The sequence below is a fragment of the Bacillus sp. SIMBA_074 genome (assembly GCF_046534555.1).
Taxonomy (GTDB): domain Bacteria; phylum Bacillota; class Bacilli; order Bacillales; family Bacillaceae_G; genus Bacillus_A; species Bacillus_A mycoides.
Genome location: NZ_JAWRYM010000034.1, coordinates 13,587 through 32,086, shown reverse-complemented (window position 1 = coordinate 32,086; position 18,500 = coordinate 13,587). Strand labels below are relative to the sequence as shown.

General features: G+C 33.0%; 15 protein-coding genes and 3 pseudogenes. 11 read left to right on the top strand and 7 right to left on the bottom strand.

Annotated features, from left to right (window positions below; all coding sequences use genetic code 11):
- Positions 1-686: 686 nt before the first annotated feature.
- Positions 687-1,916: a helix-turn-helix domain-containing protein gene (locus SB773_RS25240; protein WP_410592853.1), complete on the top strand. Its 1,230-nt coding sequence runs from the start codon at positions 687-689 to the stop codon at positions 1,914-1,916.
- A 72-nt stretch (positions 1,917-1,988) separates the two neighbouring features.
- Here the strand turns inward: SB773_RS25240 and SB773_RS25235 are convergent.
- From SB773_RS25235 to SB773_RS25220, 4 genes and pseudogenes are all read right to left on the bottom strand, one after another.
- A pseudogene (locus tag SB773_RS25235) lies at positions 1,989-2,290 on the bottom strand (DDE-type integrase/transposase/recombinase); the annotation flags it as partial.
- Between the two features lie 21 nt (positions 2,291-2,311).
- Complete coding sequence (locus SB773_RS25230) at positions 2,312-2,545, bottom strand: hypothetical protein (RefSeq protein WP_410592851.1); 234 nt, start codon at positions 2,543-2,545, stop codon at positions 2,312-2,314.
- 171 nt (positions 2,546-2,716) lie between these two features.
- The gene (locus SB773_RS25225; protein ID WP_410592849.1) at positions 2,717-3,091 is read right to left on the bottom strand and encodes a hypothetical protein; all 375 of its coding nucleotides are present in this window, start codon (positions 3,089-3,091) and stop codon (positions 2,717-2,719) included.
- Positions 3,092-3,095: 4 nt separating this feature from the next.
- The gene (locus SB773_RS25220) at positions 3,096-3,950 is read right to left on the bottom strand and encodes a ParA family protein (RefSeq protein ID WP_410592847.1); all 855 of its coding nucleotides are present in this window, start codon (positions 3,948-3,950) and stop codon (positions 3,096-3,098) included.
- A gap of 884 nt (positions 3,951-4,834) precedes the next feature.
- On the opposite strand from SB773_RS25220, the gene repS reads away from it, so the two are divergent.
- Complete coding sequence (gene repS / locus SB773_RS25215) at positions 4,835-6,391, top strand: replication initiation protein RepS (protein WP_410592845.1); 1,557 nt, start codon at positions 4,835-4,837, stop codon at positions 6,389-6,391.
- 169 nt (positions 6,392-6,560) lie between these two features.
- A complete protein-coding gene (locus SB773_RS25210; RefSeq protein ID WP_410592843.1) occupies positions 6,561-7,331 on the top strand; it encodes a hypothetical protein in 771 nt (256 codons plus the stop codon).
- A 158-nt stretch (positions 7,332-7,489) separates the two neighbouring features.
- Here SB773_RS25210 and SB773_RS25205 read toward each other — a convergent pair.
- The 3 genes and pseudogenes from SB773_RS25205 to SB773_RS25195 all read right to left on the bottom strand — a co-directional run bounded on the left by SB773_RS25205 (position 7,490) and on the right by SB773_RS25195 (position 10,898).
- Positions 7,490-8,920, bottom strand: a pseudogene (locus SB773_RS25205) (IS4 family transposase).
- 199 nt (positions 8,921-9,119) lie between these two features.
- The gene (locus tag SB773_RS25200; RefSeq protein ID WP_410592841.1) at positions 9,120-9,413 is read right to left on the bottom strand and encodes a hypothetical protein; all 294 of its coding nucleotides are present in this window, start codon (positions 9,411-9,413) and stop codon (positions 9,120-9,122) included.
- 651 nt (positions 9,414-10,064) lie between these two features.
- Positions 10,065-10,898 carry a YwqG family protein gene (locus SB773_RS25195; RefSeq protein ID WP_410592839.1) on the bottom strand — a complete coding sequence of 278 codons (834 nt, stop codon included), beginning with the start codon at positions 10,896-10,898 and terminating at the stop codon, positions 10,065-10,067.
- Positions 10,899-11,158: 260 nt separating this feature from the next.
- Between SB773_RS25195 and SB773_RS25190 the strand changes: the two are divergent.
- From SB773_RS25190 to SB773_RS25155, 8 genes and pseudogenes are all read left to right on the top strand, one after another.
- Positions 11,159-12,522 (top strand): annotated as a pseudogene (locus SB773_RS25190) (IS4 family transposase).
- Positions 12,523-12,837: 315 nt separating this feature from the next.
- Positions 12,838-13,401, top strand: coding sequence for an excalibur calcium-binding domain-containing protein (locus SB773_RS25185; protein ID WP_410592837.1), 564 nt, complete (start codon positions 12,838-12,840; stop codon positions 13,399-13,401).
- A gap of 57 nt (positions 13,402-13,458) precedes the next feature.
- Positions 13,459-14,112 carry a class D sortase gene (locus tag SB773_RS25180; RefSeq protein ID WP_410592835.1) on the top strand — a complete coding sequence of 218 codons (654 nt, stop codon included), beginning with the start codon at positions 13,459-13,461 and terminating at the stop codon, positions 14,110-14,112.
- A gap of 113 nt (positions 14,113-14,225) precedes the next feature.
- Positions 14,226-14,705 carry a PH domain-containing protein gene (locus SB773_RS25175; RefSeq protein WP_410592833.1) on the top strand — a complete coding sequence of 160 codons (480 nt, stop codon included), beginning with the start codon at positions 14,226-14,228 and terminating at the stop codon, positions 14,703-14,705.
- Positions 14,706-14,730: 25 nt separating this feature from the next.
- Entirely contained in the window at positions 14,731-15,201 is a 471-nt protein-coding gene (locus SB773_RS25170; RefSeq protein ID WP_410592831.1) for a stress protein, read from the top strand.
- A 1-nt stretch (position 15,202) separates the two neighbouring features.
- The gene (locus SB773_RS25165) at positions 15,203-15,415 is read left to right on the top strand and encodes a hypothetical protein (RefSeq protein ID WP_410592829.1); all 213 of its coding nucleotides are present in this window, start codon (positions 15,203-15,205) and stop codon (positions 15,413-15,415) included.
- A 1,139-nt stretch (positions 15,416-16,554) separates the two neighbouring features.
- Complete coding sequence (locus SB773_RS25160; protein WP_410592827.1) at positions 16,555-16,848, top strand: hypothetical protein; 294 nt, start codon at positions 16,555-16,557, stop codon at positions 16,846-16,848.
- A 561-nt stretch (positions 16,849-17,409) separates the two neighbouring features.
- The gene (locus SB773_RS25155; protein ID WP_410592825.1) at positions 17,410-18,099 is read left to right on the top strand and encodes a hypothetical protein; all 690 of its coding nucleotides are present in this window, start codon (positions 17,410-17,412) and stop codon (positions 18,097-18,099) included.
- The last annotated feature ends 401 nt before the right edge of the window (positions 18,100-18,500 follow it).

Below are 18,500 nucleotides of genomic sequence, written 5' to 3'. Positions count from 1 at the left end.
CTTTTTCTATATTTAGATACTAATTACCAAATAATATGTGATTCCCACGAAAAAATATGGTGGAATTTTGTTGTAATTTGTATTTTTTTGTCATTTAAAATTATTATTTCAGGGAAATTGCTCTCAACGAAATTTATTATATGAATCCACACGTTAATTGTGTGAAAACTTAGTATTCAATCTAATTTAAAGAAGAAGATAATGAATAATTCTATTGACATACAATACTTATATGGCCTCATACATTAGATGTTTAATCTACCTGTTTAATATTTTTTAATTTCAGTTTCACTTTTATTTGATAGTATTATCAAAGGAAAATTTATAACTATTTAGGTTGATAGCCATTTGCTAAAGGTATATTATTTATCTGCCCCTTAGTAAACCCAATAAAAAGCACTAAAATCCCCATCACTGTATATATAATGGTTTTTATAAAATCTTTTGCTTGATTTGGATAAATCACTTCTCATCCAGTTACTTCATAAGTTAAATGCCTCCCAAAAATATGAATATCAAATTTATCTCCATATAAAAAATAAGGTAATATTTTTACGTAAATTGTACATTATTGATATTTTATAGTAATGTTTTCAGGAATATGGTAACTAATGAAAACTATTCTATGAATCTATGCATTAACTTTGTGAGGATTTATCGTATAATCTAAGTAAGAGGAGAAGATAATGAATAATTCCATTGACTTACAATACTTGTGTGATCTCATACACAAAATGTTTAATGTACCTGTTCAATTTTTATCTACAGATAAAAAAATCCTATATCATTCTACTTCTAATGATATTTGTAGTCCCTTTTATTCTTCTAATGAAGAACATCTTAGTGAGCTTTATCAAGAAAATGATCTCAATAACTTTCCACTTTTCAGAGGTAACAGTTATCTTGAGAATTTCGTCCTAATTCATATAACAAATCATAACGATATAAAAGGAACTATTATAATTGGTCCCACTACCTATCCAAAGGTATCAGACGAAATGGGAATTAAGCTTATGAGAAGATTTAACTCGGTTGATAAAACACAAAAAGGATTATCCTACTATCAATTACTACCTGAGATTAAAAAGATCACTTTAATTGACATAGGTATTTTAATTCATTACATGATTTTCAAAGAAAAGCTAGATGTAGATATTGTTTGGAAAAAAAATAAATTACTAGAGGAAGTTTCCTATAAAATAATAAACCCTGATTTGTATATTTCAAAACGTCGTCAAAATAATTCTGGAAATTATGATATATCATTGGAGCGCAAATTTTTTTCAGCAATCAAAGAAGGAAATACAGAACAAGTAATAAAATATGCGTATTCATTCCCACAAGAAGACGCGGGGATAGTATCAAAAGGAGATCAACTCAGAAACCAAAAAAATAATGGCATTATAGCGATTACCCTAGCTACTCGATATGCAATAGATGGGAACCTTCCGTCAGATATTGCTTTTTCGCTAAGCACTTTATACATCCAAACTATTGAGAAACTAGATAACATGTACGCTGTAAATAGATTAATAGAAGATGCGTTATGCACTTTTGCAGAACGCGTTAAAGAATACAATATTCAAAAGTATTCCCATACAATTACTACATGCCTAAATCATATTAATAAAAGTATTTATGACGAAATATCTCTCAATGATCTCGCTAATCTTTTGGATATTAACCCTGCATATTTATCTAGATTATTTAAAAAAGAAGTAGGAAGCCTTATAAGTGAACATATTCAACGGGAACGAGTAGAAGAAGCAAAAAAACTATTAACATTAACGACATATTCATTATCAGATATTTGTAGTTGGCTTAACTTTAACGACCAAAGTTACTTTACAAAGGTATTCAAAAAAATAACAGGTATGACTCCTAGACAATACCGTGAAAAGCATACTGTCATCTAGAGTTGTTATCCCAACAGGTTCTGTTGTAAAGTTTTTTTACACATAGAGACAGGGGAGGATTGTGGTCAAACTTTATGATACCGTTAATAAATTCTGTAATTTGTTATACGCCGAAAAGACGGAGTCTGATTGAAGACTTTGTCTTTGTTTGTATATGGCATGAAGCGTTTCTATCCCTTTTATCGTACGTGAGGCATGACGAAGACTTTGAAATCCTAAGGAACGAGCGAAACGGTGCTTCACGTGTCGATAATCTTGCTCAATGAGATTATTGAGATATTTTGTTGTACGATGAAAGGTATTTTGTAATAGTCTATCCTCTGTAATTTTTTACATGCGCAAATTAAAGAAGGGGCCTTATCTGTAGTCATTATTCCTCCTCATGGTATCAATTCTTAAAACAAAACTGTTAAACCGTAAGTAATTAAGCAAATGAACATGATAATCCCAATGATAGAAGTGAATAGTGCAAAGAAACTAAGGGCGATATAATATAAGGCGTATGCACCAATTCCGATTGCTATTATAAAGAAAATTAAGAGAGCCAGCGTACCGATTGTATGTAGAGAAATTACGTTGAAAAATACTAATCCTATTATAACTAAACCTATAATACCGAGGGTTCTCATGGTTATCACTTCCTTAATAGAGTGGTGTTTTTACACATTTACACAAATAATAGAATAAAAAATACAGGAATGCCTTATCTAAGCGATTGGTTGTTAGGTTCAAATTATTTTTCAGACTAAACATGTGTAAATGTGTAAAAGTCCACAATTACACATTTACACATGTTGTGGTTATTTTGATTTCTTAGCTTCTTTAATAGCAGCTTTACGTTTTATGTTTTCTAGTGATGAATGAAATAATCTAAGTTGTTCAGGAGTTAATTTTTTCATCCACGTATCAAGCATTTCACCAAGTAATTCATAAGTGTATTGGTATTCCGAAATTTCAAGTAGTGCATCAAATTCTTGTTTTGTTTCTAAAGGCATTCGTATTGTCCCACGCTTATCACCGTTTACTAGTGTTGCTCTTACTGGCACATTTGGATCATAAGGTGTAGTCGGGGGGATATCAGGTTTATAGTTAATATCAAGTCCGTTATTTTTTTGTCCCTTTTTTCCAGCATCCTCCTTGCCTTTGTTTCCGAAAAAACCTAATTCTTTATTCATTTCTCTATTCCTCCATTTTTTCAATTCGTTCTAAAAATTCATCCGTAAATGGCTCAAAGACTTCATTAAATAACTTCTTGTCCCAATATTGATCTTTATTTAAACCAATACGTGGAATACTTTGGATTCTTTTCGCATAAGGTATTAAGTTTTTAAATAAATTATTTTCTCCAAAAATATTTTTCGCATCTTGTAATACCGTTGCATCTATTTTACCAGTGCTGTGTAATTGATTTGGTAGTATGCCGATAACGTCAAGTTGAGCATTAAATTCCACTACTAATTTTGTTAAGAATCGAGTGATGTAATCATTAGCACCATCCAAACTGTCACTTTGTGTTTGGAATGCAACGAGTACATAATCACTTGCCATTGCAGAACTTTTTGTGTAGTACGATGCTGTTGGTGGGCTATCAATGATAACAAAGTCATAATTTTGTTTTAAAGGTTCTAATAGATGTCTGAAGTAATTAATTTTATTTGATTCTACTTGATGATAGTTAGGATCAGATGTTTCTGCATGTCCAAATTTTGATGTTAATAGCCCCTCGAAGTTTTCAAAGTCACTATGAGAGGGAAGTAAATCTAAATTCTCCATAATATTTAGTTGCATACCTTCTAAACTACCATCTTGTACAGCTCTCATTAATGTTTTGTCAAAAGCAAAGTATTCATCATTAATTCTTTTTCTCGTTAAGATCATTGTTTTAGTTGTATTTGCCTGCGGGTCCATATCAACTGTTAGTACTTTATATCCTTTTAAAGCTAAATGATAAGATAGGTGTCTTACAATAGTAGATTTACCAACGCCACCTTTACTGTTTGCTACAGTAATAGTTAACGGTTTTTTTAATTTCATATGTATCCCTCCAAAAAAACTTTTTATGATTTTACACATTTGCACATTTACACAAGTTCACATGTGTAAAATAACCTTACTTACATTATATAAACAATATAAAAATAAATCAAGACGACTTTACACATTTACACAAGTACACATTTACACAAGTGAACAAATCGGAAAATATCACTGATATAATGAGAGTTTGATAGGGAAGTAGCATGATATAATTTACACGAGTACACATGTGTAAATTTACACATGTGTAAATTTATGGCGGTGGATTTCGTTTCTAGAGATAGAAATAAAATGAAAATAATAGACTTTACACAAGTGCACATTTACACAAGTACACATGTGTAAATGGAAGAAGTTGTGCTTAAATTCTTTGTTTACAAACAAAATAACTTGTTGTAACGTTATAGACAACAAGTTTCTCAACACAATACGATTTAGTTTGATAATATACATAAAAAATTCGTAAGAATTTATCGGATATATACACATAAAACAAATAAAAAAAGAACGGCTGTCTAATCGAGATTTCTCAGGTCTCAACTTGACAGAAAGAGTAAGGTTACTTCTCAATAACGTTACTCCGGTTGAATATAAGTTGTTGCTCCAACTTATATTCAATTTACACACTGCAGAACCAGTATGTAAATCCCTTCCGTTCTAATTAGCTATGTTGTTTGGGATATAAAATATCTCTTATTCAGTATAGTTAATTAGAGTTAGTTTGTAAAGATAGAAAGCCCTATTTAAGTATGTTTTCTGGTATGTTTAAGTAGGTAATTTTTTCTGTTTTTGTATACTATTTTAGGGATTTCAAAGGTGAGCAGTGTTAAAACTGCTCACCTTTTTTTGTTGTTAAAAATCTAGTAGAAAGGAGACCCGACATGAATACAGTACAAAAAGCAATTGAACTGATACTACATAAAGGCTTACGAAAATATAAGCCTAAAAATTCTAACGCTGGTTTACGTGTAATTAGCGCACAAGAACCATTCGAACAAAAAGTGTTGAATGGAAAGAAGAATAAAAAAGGTTCTATTTTTATCACTCGTAAAAAAGAAGATTTAAGCGCACCCTTTGGAACTCGTGGTGTAGTATTAGCATCTGAAGAAGCTGTACTGGATCATGTCGGACAAGCTTCTCACTGGACACCGAATGTATTTAATTATGGTACATATAGCGAGAATGGTCTTCGTACGATTGTTGGCCATACTGAAAAAAACCTTCAGCAGATTAATTGCTTTGTAATTGATATTGATACACAGTCATTCCCTATGACTGCAATTATCGATGTTACGTTAAATGAAGGATTTGGTGTCCCTACAATGATTCTTAAAACAACAAAAGGGTATCAAGTGTATTATGTGTTAGATAAAGCAGCATATGTAACAAATAACAAGAACTATATTTCTATTAAATCAGCAAAACGTATTTCTCAAAATCTAAGAGAAATGTTTGCTAGGAACTTGCCACAAGTGGACTTAGCATGCAATCACTTTGGTTTCTTTAGAATGCCTTCAGAAGAAAATCTTCTTATGTTCTTTGAAGAAAATGTGTATTCATTCAAAGAGCTACAAGAGTGGAGTAAGAGACAGGACGACAATAAAGGCAAAGAGTTCTTTGCGATTCCAGGAAAGAGCAATGTAATTGAGAGTCCTTTTTCTAAAAACGCTCCTGTGGAGCAACCAAAACAAATTGATGAATTATGGTTCAAACAAGTCATCAATTGTACAAATGTAGCACCAAAGCAAACGAAAGCAGGGCGAAACAATGCTATTTTCACCCTTTCTTTAGCGTGTTTCCAAAGTGAAGTAAGTATTAAATCTACGTTAGATATGATGGATCAGTTTAATAGTAACCTGGAACAACCTCTAGAACATAGCGAAGTAAGAGGGATTGTTATGTCTGCTTATTCAGGGAAATACCAGGCTGCTCATAAAGATTATATTGATCGTTTACTTCAAACATATGCAACTACTGGACAAGCAAGTGCATTTAGATCGCCAGCAGCATTTTGGAAAAAACATAAAAAACAACGTGAAGATCGTGTTCGTTCTCATTGGCATGAATGGGAAGCTGATATTATCGCCTTTTTATCGATGAATTCAAAGAATAAACCTGTGTTATACTTTACACAGTTAGAACTATGCGAAGCTCTTAGCATCCCTAGAAGCACACTAAATACTGTTTTGAAGAAGAGTAATAAAATCCACAAAACAGTTGAAGGAAAAGGGAAAACAGCAAAAACAGGATTATCGACAATTGGCATGTTAATTTCGTTTGCAATGCAGGAAAAAGGTAGAAAGAGAGACAGTTATGTAAGCTATTTAAAAGAGTTAGTCCCTCAGATGGGTAACATCCTACAGCAAGTAAAAAAACATAGCGCTATGACAGAAAACCAAGCGCAAGACGGCATATTCGAAGGATTGCCAGCTGGTTAGAACCTAACTGTCCACTCTGCCAATACATAATTATATCTTTGATACGTATCCCTGGAACAACATAACGCTATGCTGCTATTCTTTAGGTTATAGGGGATCTATATAGTTGTTATATAGACATTAAGGTACGTGAAATTATTGCGTACACTACATATTTGGTGGTGGTTTTATGAGTAAAAATTATTCTATAGATCGTGATACGAAAGGGCGTTACAGACATTCTTTTGTATTTATGAGGGGATCTGAAGTATCGATTAAGTTATTTGATACTGAGGGTTTAATTAAGGGGATTATCACAAGTATTGAACAGTTTTATTTAGTGGTTGATGTGGAGAACGAGGGTGAAATATACCAGGTAACGGTTAATCTTGGAGAAGTTGAATATATTAAGCATGCTGAATTTCCAACTGTAGAGGATCGGTCCCCTAAAAAGGATACAGATGATGTAAGTACGAGCTTTATTTTCAATATTGGGGAGAAGATTATTTGTACTTTTAGGGATGGTAAAAGGTTAAAAGCGAATTTGCTATCGGAAAGTGCTTTTTATTTGTATGTTAGGTCAGAAAAAGGTACTCATTTTACTGTTATGAAGCATGCAGTGAATTATGTAAGACATAAGAAACATGAACCTGGATTATTAGTAAATGATTTTTATATCACTGAGATGAAAGACAAGGGTTATTCTAAGCCTACAGAATTCACATTTTCAGTAGGGGATACAATTACTGTAGTGTTTAAGAATGGGAAAGAGTTATCAGGTGTTGTACTTGATGAGGAAAAGTATTGGATTTTATTAATGATTGATGAAAAGAAAGGCAGCCAGGCTACAGTTTTAAAGCAAGCTTATGCATATATAAAACATGCTCAATTTGATACAAAAGCGAATTTGTATGTGGAGAATAAGCAATTGAAAAAGAGATTGAGAAAAGTAGATCAATAATGGGATTATTGTTTTATGGGGTCCCGTCACATCGCTATCAAGCTAAGCCCATACAACGTTAATTATAGTAGAAGTTGTTTATTTTTTTAAAAAGCTACGTGTAGGGAATTTAAAGATTTGCATACGAAATAAACCCTAATGGGTTTCAATTTTTTGATTTAAGCCGCTTGATTATCAAGCATGGTACAATTGTAAATGACACCTAATATATCAAAGACTGTTTTCTTCTCATATCGATGAGATTTTCTCCCGTTTTGCTGTAGGAGGTTGAACAGGCGAAGTAACACCTTTGATAGCTCTTGGGTGTCTTTTTGTATCGATTGGAAAAGAAGAAAAAAGTAATCTTTAATCATATATATGGCCTTATATTCACTCAGTTCTCGTTTCTTTTTCATAAGAAGTAATTGCCGCATTTGAAACATGGTAGAAGAACAAAGTAGAATGGCAATCAGTTGCCCTTACAAATGGCATTCCAATCGTTCTCGTTTTATCTTTTTACAATGATGAATATGAAAGAATGATTTCCATGTTTTAAATAAAATCTCGATTTGCCAACGTAAAGAATACCAATCATGTACTTGTCCCATCGGGACAATATCTATAGGGGTATTTGTCATATATACATTGATACCGCTAAGTCGTTTACTACGAGCAGAATACTTCATTCCTTTCTTTTTTTCTCTTACCGTTTGATCGTGTAATCGTTTTTGTTGTTGTTCTTTTGTTAGTCGATGAACAATCACACGAGTTGGGATTTTATCAGTCATTCCTACATAAGCGTCGGATATTTCATATGTTTGTCCTGGCTGAAGAGAGTTCATTAAAACCTCCATATCTATTTGGATATACTCTGTACCCTTCTTAATTCTGCCATCTTGAAAATAATCAGGGTTTAGATTTTTTTGATAAATACGTGTATTCGATTTGATACGTGAGATATAATAAGCCTTTTTATCTTGTATATGTTGAAGATCTTTCAAATGAAAATAACCTAAATCTCGGATACATAAATCATTCGCTGTTACAGTTGGGGCACACAGGGAACCGTAGGTTCGATCATGTTGTTTACCTGGACCTGTATGAATATGAAGGAATTGTCCACTTAATAAATCATACTCAAGCTGTATCTTTACTCCCGCTGTATGGCTGCATCCTCCCGCACCAGGATAAATTGATGAAAATATATCCGGAAGTTGAAATGCAGTTGAATCTAAAATACGAATACGCTTGAAAACAGAAGTATATGGATAAGAAATTGGCATAGATGAGGTCAGTTTTTGGTTTAGTAGTTCAGCTAATAGGTGTTGTAAAAATTGAACAGCCGCTTTATTAAATCGTTGATTCAAGCCCTCAGGGCTGATGAGTACTTCTGTTGATGCTTCTAAACAGCTAGATAACTGAGTTAAAGAAGTCATAGCTACATTTTGGCTCACCCATACACATAAAGCGACTAAATCTTTTGCTTGGTACTTACTGGTTCGTTGTACAAAGCCAACATCTCTAGCAAGATCTCGTAAGGCATTTGGAGATAGGGCACTTTGAATCTCTTGAGCAAATAGTTGTAATTCGTTAGACACAGAAACAGACATAAAAAACGCCATCCTTTCCTATGATTCTACAGAAAGAATAGCGTATTTTTTCATTTTAGGGGGCATTTCTTTTTTTTAGCTTGATAGCGATGGGGTACCACCAGCATTTCGGAAAAAAACACGCTAAGCAAAAACATACAATAAGCTGTCCATATGGACAGCTTATTTACATAATTATCGTTACAGGAAGTTATCAAAGTTATTCAATTAAACCAACTATATCAAGAAAAATTATAGTAGTTATCATTGCAATAACTGCTATAAGAAATTTAAATTTGAATTTAATCTTAATACCTAGTTTATCTGGAATAAAATATATTCCCAAACCCATACTAATACGTCCTATTAATAAATATAATTGATATAAAAATTCGTTATTTATTTTTGCCTTAATATATATTTTACTGTAATCAAATAACAGGAAATATATTAGAATTATAATTAAGTAAAGAACAAATAATTTCACATAGTTTCTCATTTTAGTTTTTCTCAAAATACTTTATACTCCTTTTAGATGTTCAATCAATTTATAAATTTTGATCTATTATTTCTCCCTTTATCCATGTCCAAATTTGTTTAAATATGTGATGCCCCCCTTATTATCAAGACGTTCTCTATTATAATAGATTCGTGTAAGTAGGAAAGAGTTCCTCTTGTATATTCTATACACATCCAGTTAACATAACGTCCTATTATCGGTAGCAAAGAAAAAGGCGAATCCCTTACTTCCATAAGGGATTCGCCTTTTTCTCTTTTTATCAATCTATGCAATTTTTTATACATTCCTATCATAGTGTGGGCTTTCGGGTTCTCGTTTGTTACTGGATTAGCCGAAAAACTGTATAAAATCTTGCATGCTCTTAGCGTGGTTTTTTTCCAAAATGCTGGCGGTACCCCATGCCCATCAAGCTAATATTTTGAGTACCCCCAAAACAAAAAAATTATCACTCCACAGTTAGTTGTCTATGAGAATTCAGTTCATTTTTTTGTTTTGGGATATTTGTTTTTCTTAGCTTGATGGGTGTGGGATCACCATGCTATTTGGGAGTGTATATATCCCTTCTTGTTTTTATTATGGATAGGATTAGGCTATTTATTATGTTTTTCTACATTATCTAAACTACTATAATGGGTGTTTTTTAATTTAACAACATTGCAAAATTAACCAAGTATTTTCGAAGTTTTTTTGTAATAAGTCTTCTTTTTTTATCCAAAAATATAGTCTGCCAGAATCTCCCCAATACATTTCCAACTCATCATTGGTATCAATTTGTAAAAGTAACATCCAATCATGAGGGCTACCAGGTAAACGTTTTATCTCTTTATCTGAAGGATACACATTTCCTAAATAAAATCCGTTTGTAACAATATGACAATCTTCAGGCATTTCTTCTGATTGTATAGCTTGTGCTGAACCAAGTAAATGATGAAATCCATCGTTCTCTTCCCTGACAAACGATTCTTCTATTTCTTCGTAAAAATCCCATTCATCATCATCTGATAAACCTGTTTCTCCAATTTTTTCTTTTGCCAATGTCCATGTTTCTTCAAATGAAATTAATGAAGAAGGGAATACTTCCGTTGTGATTTCTCTTCGTTGTAGATTTCCTATATTTTCTGTGTACAGAACACGATGTCCTCCAATATCTTTTGGATCAAACCCCCACGGTTCTCCTTCTACATCATAGAAGAAATACAACATGCCCTTCGTAGGTAATGGATTTCCTTCGTGATAGGATTGCACTTCCTCCAAATTCAGTTGTCCAATAAAATATAGAGGCATGTCATTTTTGGTTGGAATCTCTAATTCATCAGGTAAATCAGGAAAACCTCCGAATTTTGATGTTCCCACTGCTATTTTTTCATCAGCTTCTTGGCATAAGTGTATTTGAATCGTTGGTTCCAGTGTATCTAACATGCGCTTCTCTAGATGTACGATACCATACTTTTTGAGCGCATTTTGTAGCATTTTTTTCATTATGTATCACCTCATTCTTATTGTACAACAACAAAGTTTTAATTCATCTTCAAAAAAGAAAAATAATAATATCGTTGATAATATTTAAAAAGGGATTCTGGTGCATCGTTATCAAGCTAAGATAAATTTGTATCCATATAATCAAAAGAACGCTATTCTTTTTGTAGAAATATACAGAAAGGATGGCGTTTTTAATGAATCCTATCATTTCAAATGAACTGAATCTTTTCGCACAAGAGCTACAATAATTTTTATCTCCAATAGTCCTACAAGATATCGCTAAACAAGTTGGTTTTGTACAGCGATCTAGTAAGTATCAAGCAAACGAACTCATTGCCCTTTGCGTATGGCTCAGTCAAGAAATCGCTAGCACATCACTTACACAATTGTGCAGTCAGTTAGAAGCTTCAACTGGGGTACTGATGAGCTCAGAAGGATTGAATCAACGTTTTAACCCAGCAGCTGTCGCATTTCTTCGAGAAGTCTTTACTTCTCTTCTCACACAAAAACTCTGTTCAAATCACTCACTTTCTGCACACGTGATCTCTACTTTCAATCGTATCCGTATTTTAGATGCGACAGTGTTTCAACTGCCTGACCATTTCGCCACTGACTATCAAGGTTCAGGTGGGAGTAGTAATACCGCAGGCGTGAAAATCCAATTGGAATATGATTTACTTAGTGGTCAATTTCTTAACGTGCAGCTTGGACCAGGAAAGAATAATGATAAAACATACGGTACTATCTGCCTTGAAACCGTAGAAGCGGGCGATTTGTGTTTACGTGATCTTGGTTACTTCGATTTAGGAGACTTACAAACCATTCATGATAAAAAGGCTTATTATATCTCGAGGTTGAAGTTGAATACACGCATTTATATCAAGAACCCTGAACCAGAATACTTCAAAAATGGTACGTTAAAAAAGCAGACAGAATACATCCAGCTTGATATGACACAAATGATGTCTGGTCTAATCCCTGGTGAAACGATAGAAATCCCCGAGGCATACATTGGCCAAAATCAGAAACTTCCAGCACGTGTTATTATCCATCGTTTAACCGATGATCAAACGCAAACACGTCTGAAAAACCAAGCGATACGTGAAAAGAAGAAAGGCATTGTCATGAAGGATAAAAGTAAACGTTTAATGGGCATGAATGTATATATCACGAACACGTCGCTAGAAGAAGTACCGACGAACTACGTGCATTCATTATATTCACTTCGTTGGCAGATTGAAATTTTGTTTAAAACGTGGAAGTCATTCTTTGAAATTGATGAATGTAAAAATATTAAAAGAGAACGCCTAGAGTGCCATTTATATGGACAACTCATCGGCATTCTCCTCTGTTCTTCTACGATGTTTCAAATGCGACAGTTTCTGCTTGAAAAGACAAAGCAGGAGCTGAGTGAATACAAAGCGATTTATATGATTAAAGATTACTTTCCGTTACTGTTTCAAGCGATAGCCGTTGGCACAGAAGAACTTTTAAAAATTTTACATCGTCTTTATCTGCTGCTCAAAAAGAACGGTCGTAAATGTCATCGGTATAAGAAGATGACCGTCTTTGATATTCTAGGGATTTGTATAAAATGACGGTGAAGAATAGACAAGCTGCCTAGCGAAAAAATCACGTTTTAATAGGCTTCTTTAGTATGCCTACTTTTCTATCAATTGCTAGATATGAAACAAGGATCGTTTCATATCTAGTAATTTACTTGGTTAGCTTGATGGGCATGTGGCGGTACCCCATTGAGAGCTTAGGCTCTCTTTTTTTATTTTCGTTCGACAAAATATGACAATATACAAATGTGAAATTTGTTATTATTGTGTTGAAATCTTACATTTATCAACAAATTATTACTTTATTTTTAATTTTTTTTGAATGTAAAATATTTCAATGTAACTACATATCATTTGGGAAGAGGGAGAAATTCATGAAAAAACTATTAGCTTCAGCAACAGCATTCACACTATTAACAGTTGGGTACAGTTCTTCTGCATTTGCAGAAAAAAATCCAAACGACAAAAATTGCGGTCATTTCAAAAATAAACAAGAAGTTATGGAGTTCTGGCACAGTAATGGATATAGCGCAACTAACGATCCTCATGACTTAGATCGTGACAATGACGGTTTACCTTGCGAAGTGAAAAAAGGAGACTACGATCAATTTTTAGCTAGTAAGCAAACTACTAAAAATGATGAAAACAAAGCTCAAGAACAAACTAAGCAGGAAAATACTAAACAAGAACCTGTAAAACAAGAGAATTCAAAACAAAACAACCAAGCAACAAATAATAAGCAAGAACAAACTAAGCCACAAACAGCTGTAAAAGAAACAAAGAAAAACACTAATACAAATGTGAAAAAAGAGACTAAAAAACAAGGTGAAAAATTACCTAACACAGCTTCTAATAGCATGACAATGATGTTAGCAAGCTTAGGTTTAGCATTAGCTGGATCTGTATTAATGTTCCGTCGTAAAAAAACAAACGCATAAAATAATTCCTTAAAACGGCAGGAGAAATCCTGTCGTTTTCAAATGGAGTGATACAAAATGAAGAAAAAACAATGGGTAGGCTTATGTTTATTTGTCATTGGACTTACTATCTTCTCCTATTATTTTCTAGAATGGTATGGTGCTAAACAATCAGCAAAATCTTTAACAGCTAACGAGGTAAATCAATATGAGACTACCACACCTACTAAAGAAAATGAAACAACAAACACCAATCAAACTGAGACTATGACACCTGTACCACAGGAAGAACTTGTACAGATGCCTGCTTCAGAAGTAAACCATCAATTAGGTGATAAAGTTGCATATTTAATTGTCCCTAAAATACAAAAGAAATACTCAGTATATTGGGGAGCTGATGATAAGGTTCTAAAAAAAGGTGTAGGTATGTTTGTTAGTGACTTAACTACCACGCCATCTGGAAGTGGGCATACAGTTTTAAGTGGACATAGAGATACTGTTTTTACCGAACTTGACCAGCTAAAGGAAAATGATCAGCTTATCGTAGAATATGAAAATAAAAAATATACATATAACATTAATAAGCATTGGATAACGGATTCAGAAGATCGAACAGTTATTGTAGAAAAAAGCGAACCAACATTAACATTAACAACTTGTTATCCTTTTGATTATATAGGAGACGCCCCAGATCGATACATAATTGAAGCGTCTCTAATTTCCATTCATTAAAAGTGAGAGCAAACGCTCTCTTTTTTATTTCCATTCGACAAAATACGACAAGAAGGTGCAAATTGTTTTGTTATGCTTGGGTGGAAATCTTACATTTTAAAAGGGGATATAATATGGCTAATCCAAAATATACTAAGATCGATGAACGATTTGGCGTTATCGAATACCCGGTTACACTTACTGAAATGGTTGAAATATCAAAAGAATTCCCAAAAACTGAACGTACATATTATCAGTATGCTTTTAAGGCTTTAAAGAAAGTTATGAAACCTAAAGAAGCTATTCATTTCTTTGAAGGTGCTTCCACAAAATTAACGAAAACTGGATTTATTGTCGTTGGAGAACATAACCTATATTTCGTAATGATGAAAGGTGGATTTTTCGGAGGAGCTGAAGCGGAAGTTATAAAATACAAGGATATCAAGAGCGTAGACTTCGATATTATTCCGGGTTTATTTGGTTCATCTAATGGTACAGGTATTATTTACTTTGAAATTAAAAAAATGTTAGGTACGAAAAAGAGGTCTATCAGTAATATTCCAGATTATAATATCGACGCTCTTTTAAAAGTAATTCGTGATCAATTGAAATAACTAATACATACCGGAGGTACCATTCATGAAACGAAAATTACTTACAGCGTTAGCTTGCAGCGCATTACTTATGGGATTAGCTGCTTGTGGTTCAAACGAGAAAGCTAGCACTTCAAACGATTCTAAACCGAAACAAGAAGCGAAAAAGCCTGAACCGGTTACTACAACTTCACTTATTAACGAGTTCAAGAAAGCAGGATTAGAGGCTGAAAATGCTACGGATCTACCTCAAAAGGAATTCGGTAATATGCGTAAAGACGGGAAACGTATCCTTACTCCTAAATTAGGTGAGGATAAAGGCGGCCGTGTGTTTGAATTTAGTAAGAAAGAAGATTTAGAGAAAGCTAAGAAATACTATGATGATTTAAGTAACTCTGCTCCAATGCTGTTCTCACATACATACGCTAAAGGTAATTTCCTTGTACAAATGAATGGTGATATGAAAGATGAAGAGTTTAATAAATATAAAGAGGTTATGGATAAGGTAGTAAAGTAATATGTCCATTAAAGGTGAAACACATATGCAATCCCTTACAAAAGATGAAGCTTATAAAGTAATAAACTTATTAATTCCATTTCTTAACACTCCAGAGCACGAACGCGAAATTGACGAATCACAAAAGCAATATTTCATAACTACTCAAGAACCGGAAATTTGGCGTAAACATCCCGAGTTACCTTTGGAAATTTCAACATGGGGTCGTGTCTAACGTCTTGCATTTATAGACATAGCGAATTGTATCTATGAAGGTAAAATGCTTAAACTGCCAACCAATCAGAAGGGAAGCATTGGCATAAACTTCAAACGTGATGGAAAACAAAACAGACGGTTAACAGTCCGTAAACTTATTGAGGAAACTTTTTAACCTGATCCAATACATATTATTAAAATTAAAGTGGTTCAAGTCGGAGGAAGGCACCTTAGGGTGTCTTTTCTTTATGGGTGTTTTTGCCCTAATCCCCGAAAAGGGGGAATTAGGGCAAAAACACCCGATTTTGAATCTTTATAGAGATCCGTAGGTAAAATATTATGTGTGGCGAAACAGTATTTAATTTATATTTGGTATTTTCTTAATAATCATATCAGTATCTCAATATATTTCCGTTTTCATGTTAACAAATAACAAATTCCATGTTAAAATAAGAACAAACGTTTGGTGTTTTGATAATGTATATTATTTGGATAAGTGAAATGATTTTTAAAACTTCAAAAAAAAATCCCTGTCATCTGATGTGCTGATAACTAAGGATTTTTCAAGATATGTAACACTATTTTTGGTTATATGTAGCAATTTCTGAGAAATAATAGATTGACTAGATAGTCACAAACGGTGTAATCTTGTTTTGAAAGATTGTTTAGCAGGTCTTTTCGGCTGACAATCTAAAATGTGAACTACAAACAAGTACATAGTAAATGGGCTGAAAATAAAAAGAGCGCCAACTCCAATTATTCTCAATCTCAAAAAACACTTAACCTGTTTTAAGAGCGTGCCCACTTATTGAAGCATAATGAATATGCAACATCAATAATATTATACTTTTTTGTGTATTTATACAAGAGAAGAGTGGTGTTAATTTATGCCATTTATTATTGATTTTGCTATTGTTATCTTTCTTTAAAGTGGTTCTTCGGTTACGAAGAAAAAGGCGTAGACTAAAACATTGGTCTACGCCTTTTTTTGTTTTTGTAACCGAAAGAGATCCATTAGTTGAAAATTTTATATACGCTCACCTTAACTTTTGTTTGATTTTATGTGATGTAGGTTGAGTTGAATGAACTTGTTGAAATTCGGATAGTTGATTCTGAGAAAATCATACTGTCACATTAAGAGGATAGGAGAGAATGTTAATGCGTGCAAAAGAATTTGATAAAAAGAAACATAGTTTAAGGGTATTGGATGAAATGGATGCTAGTACTTTGATTGGGAAAGCTCATTCAGTAAGTACTTTTCAAGGTAAAGATTATATTGTTTTAGATAACGGTAATCTGTACGATCAGGTACAAAAGCGTGAAGTACCAGTAACTCATATGTTTAGATACATAAAGTTAGCTAGAAATAGTTATGGTGTTGTAATTGCTAAGAAGTCCAATGCTGGAGCTAAGTTAATGCAAGTGAAATTTGTGAAAAAAACAAGCAAGTAATACAATATTTGATCGATTTAATTGTGCATGAAATACAAATGCATAAAGGTGAAAACTAAATTTAATGAATGGATAGGGTAAATAAAGAGTTAGAGCAGATTAAATACCAACCAAAACAATTAAAGTTCTAATGATTTATCAATTTATGGATTTAGGTTTCTAGCGTTCTTTGAAAATTTGATATAGTTGCTGGGGGAGTGCCACGTCCACTGTTTGCCACTCCATTTCGTGGGAAGATAGAAGAAGTTTTACACGAAAAAACCCTGAGGGTCAAATGTACTGCTTGAAAGATAGCAGCTTGAAATAAAGCACTAGGTGGTGGTCTATTTGTATGTCATACGATTTGCAGTTCTTTGTAGGGGATCTGAATACCAGTAATTACCCAAAAGATTCTTTGAACCAAGAAGGATTGTGAGTTTAAGGGCTACAGACTATTTAAAGGGCTATACATTGGGATATAGCGCCATGACAGATATGGAAAGATGTAGTATCTTGAGCGCATAACGGTATACGCATTCCTTTAACGCGAGGGCGTAGCGAAGCAAAATGCCACTTTTATGAATGGAGAATCTTCTTCTCGCATTGGTAATCGTAGAAATAATAGACCGTTTATTTTATGGGTTTAAAGCATTAGAAAAATTTTGTGTAGAATTAAACAGATCAAATAGTAATTATTATATAGATAGGCCGGAACAGCTAAATGAAGCTGAACCAAAAGGAGTAATAAATATGGAAAATGAATATCGTGCAAGATATATTAAGAAGATTGCACATATCCTAAAAAGTAAACCTAAGCATCCGACAGGTTGCCTTGTTGTAGGGGATAAGATTGAAAGTATAGTGTTTCAAAAAAAGCTAATGGATATGTTGCAAGATGATAATACATTAGTAGCTCATGTTGATTTTAATGAATTCAAGAATGCTACTGAATGTATTGCAGCTTTAAAAAAGACGAGGAAACATCTAATTTCAAATAAGCAAGAGGGAAGAAAACTATTTCTTGTGATTTCCTCCTTTGAGTGTGTTGAGAAAAAGATGATGGATGCCGCTAAAGTATTGATAGCAAGTTGGTCAGCGAGTATTAATATACTAGTAAGTGCGAATAAACGATTTGCCTATTTAGTAGGGTTAACAGAGTATATGGTTACGATAGAACCGTCAGAAACAGTCTATTCAGAGTTGTATCGATATAAAACACAGCAAGTTATTGCTTCTATGTATAATGAAAACTTAACGAAAAAACCAAAATAAAATAGGAAGGATGAACAATGTTGAGTAACAAAGTGAAAAAAATACTAAATACAAAATGTATTAATGTAAATTTGCTAGAGTTAGATGATAGATATAATCTAGGAAAAACAATCGATGTCTTTTGTAATAAGATGAATACTATTTACTCTTTTACCGTGACTAATATTACGTTGAAAAGAGGGAAGCATTGGACTGTTGAATTAGAGTGAAGGTTTGGGTTATGACTTTAATGATGTTATTAATATTTTTATTTAAAAAACCGAAAGAAGATGCTTAACTAGAAAAAATTTATATAGGAATTTCAAAGAAAAGAGTAGATCCTTAGCAGATTTGCTCTTTTTATGTAATTACTTCTATTACTGAAGTAACTGAAGATAAGAAATAAATACTATATTTCAGAT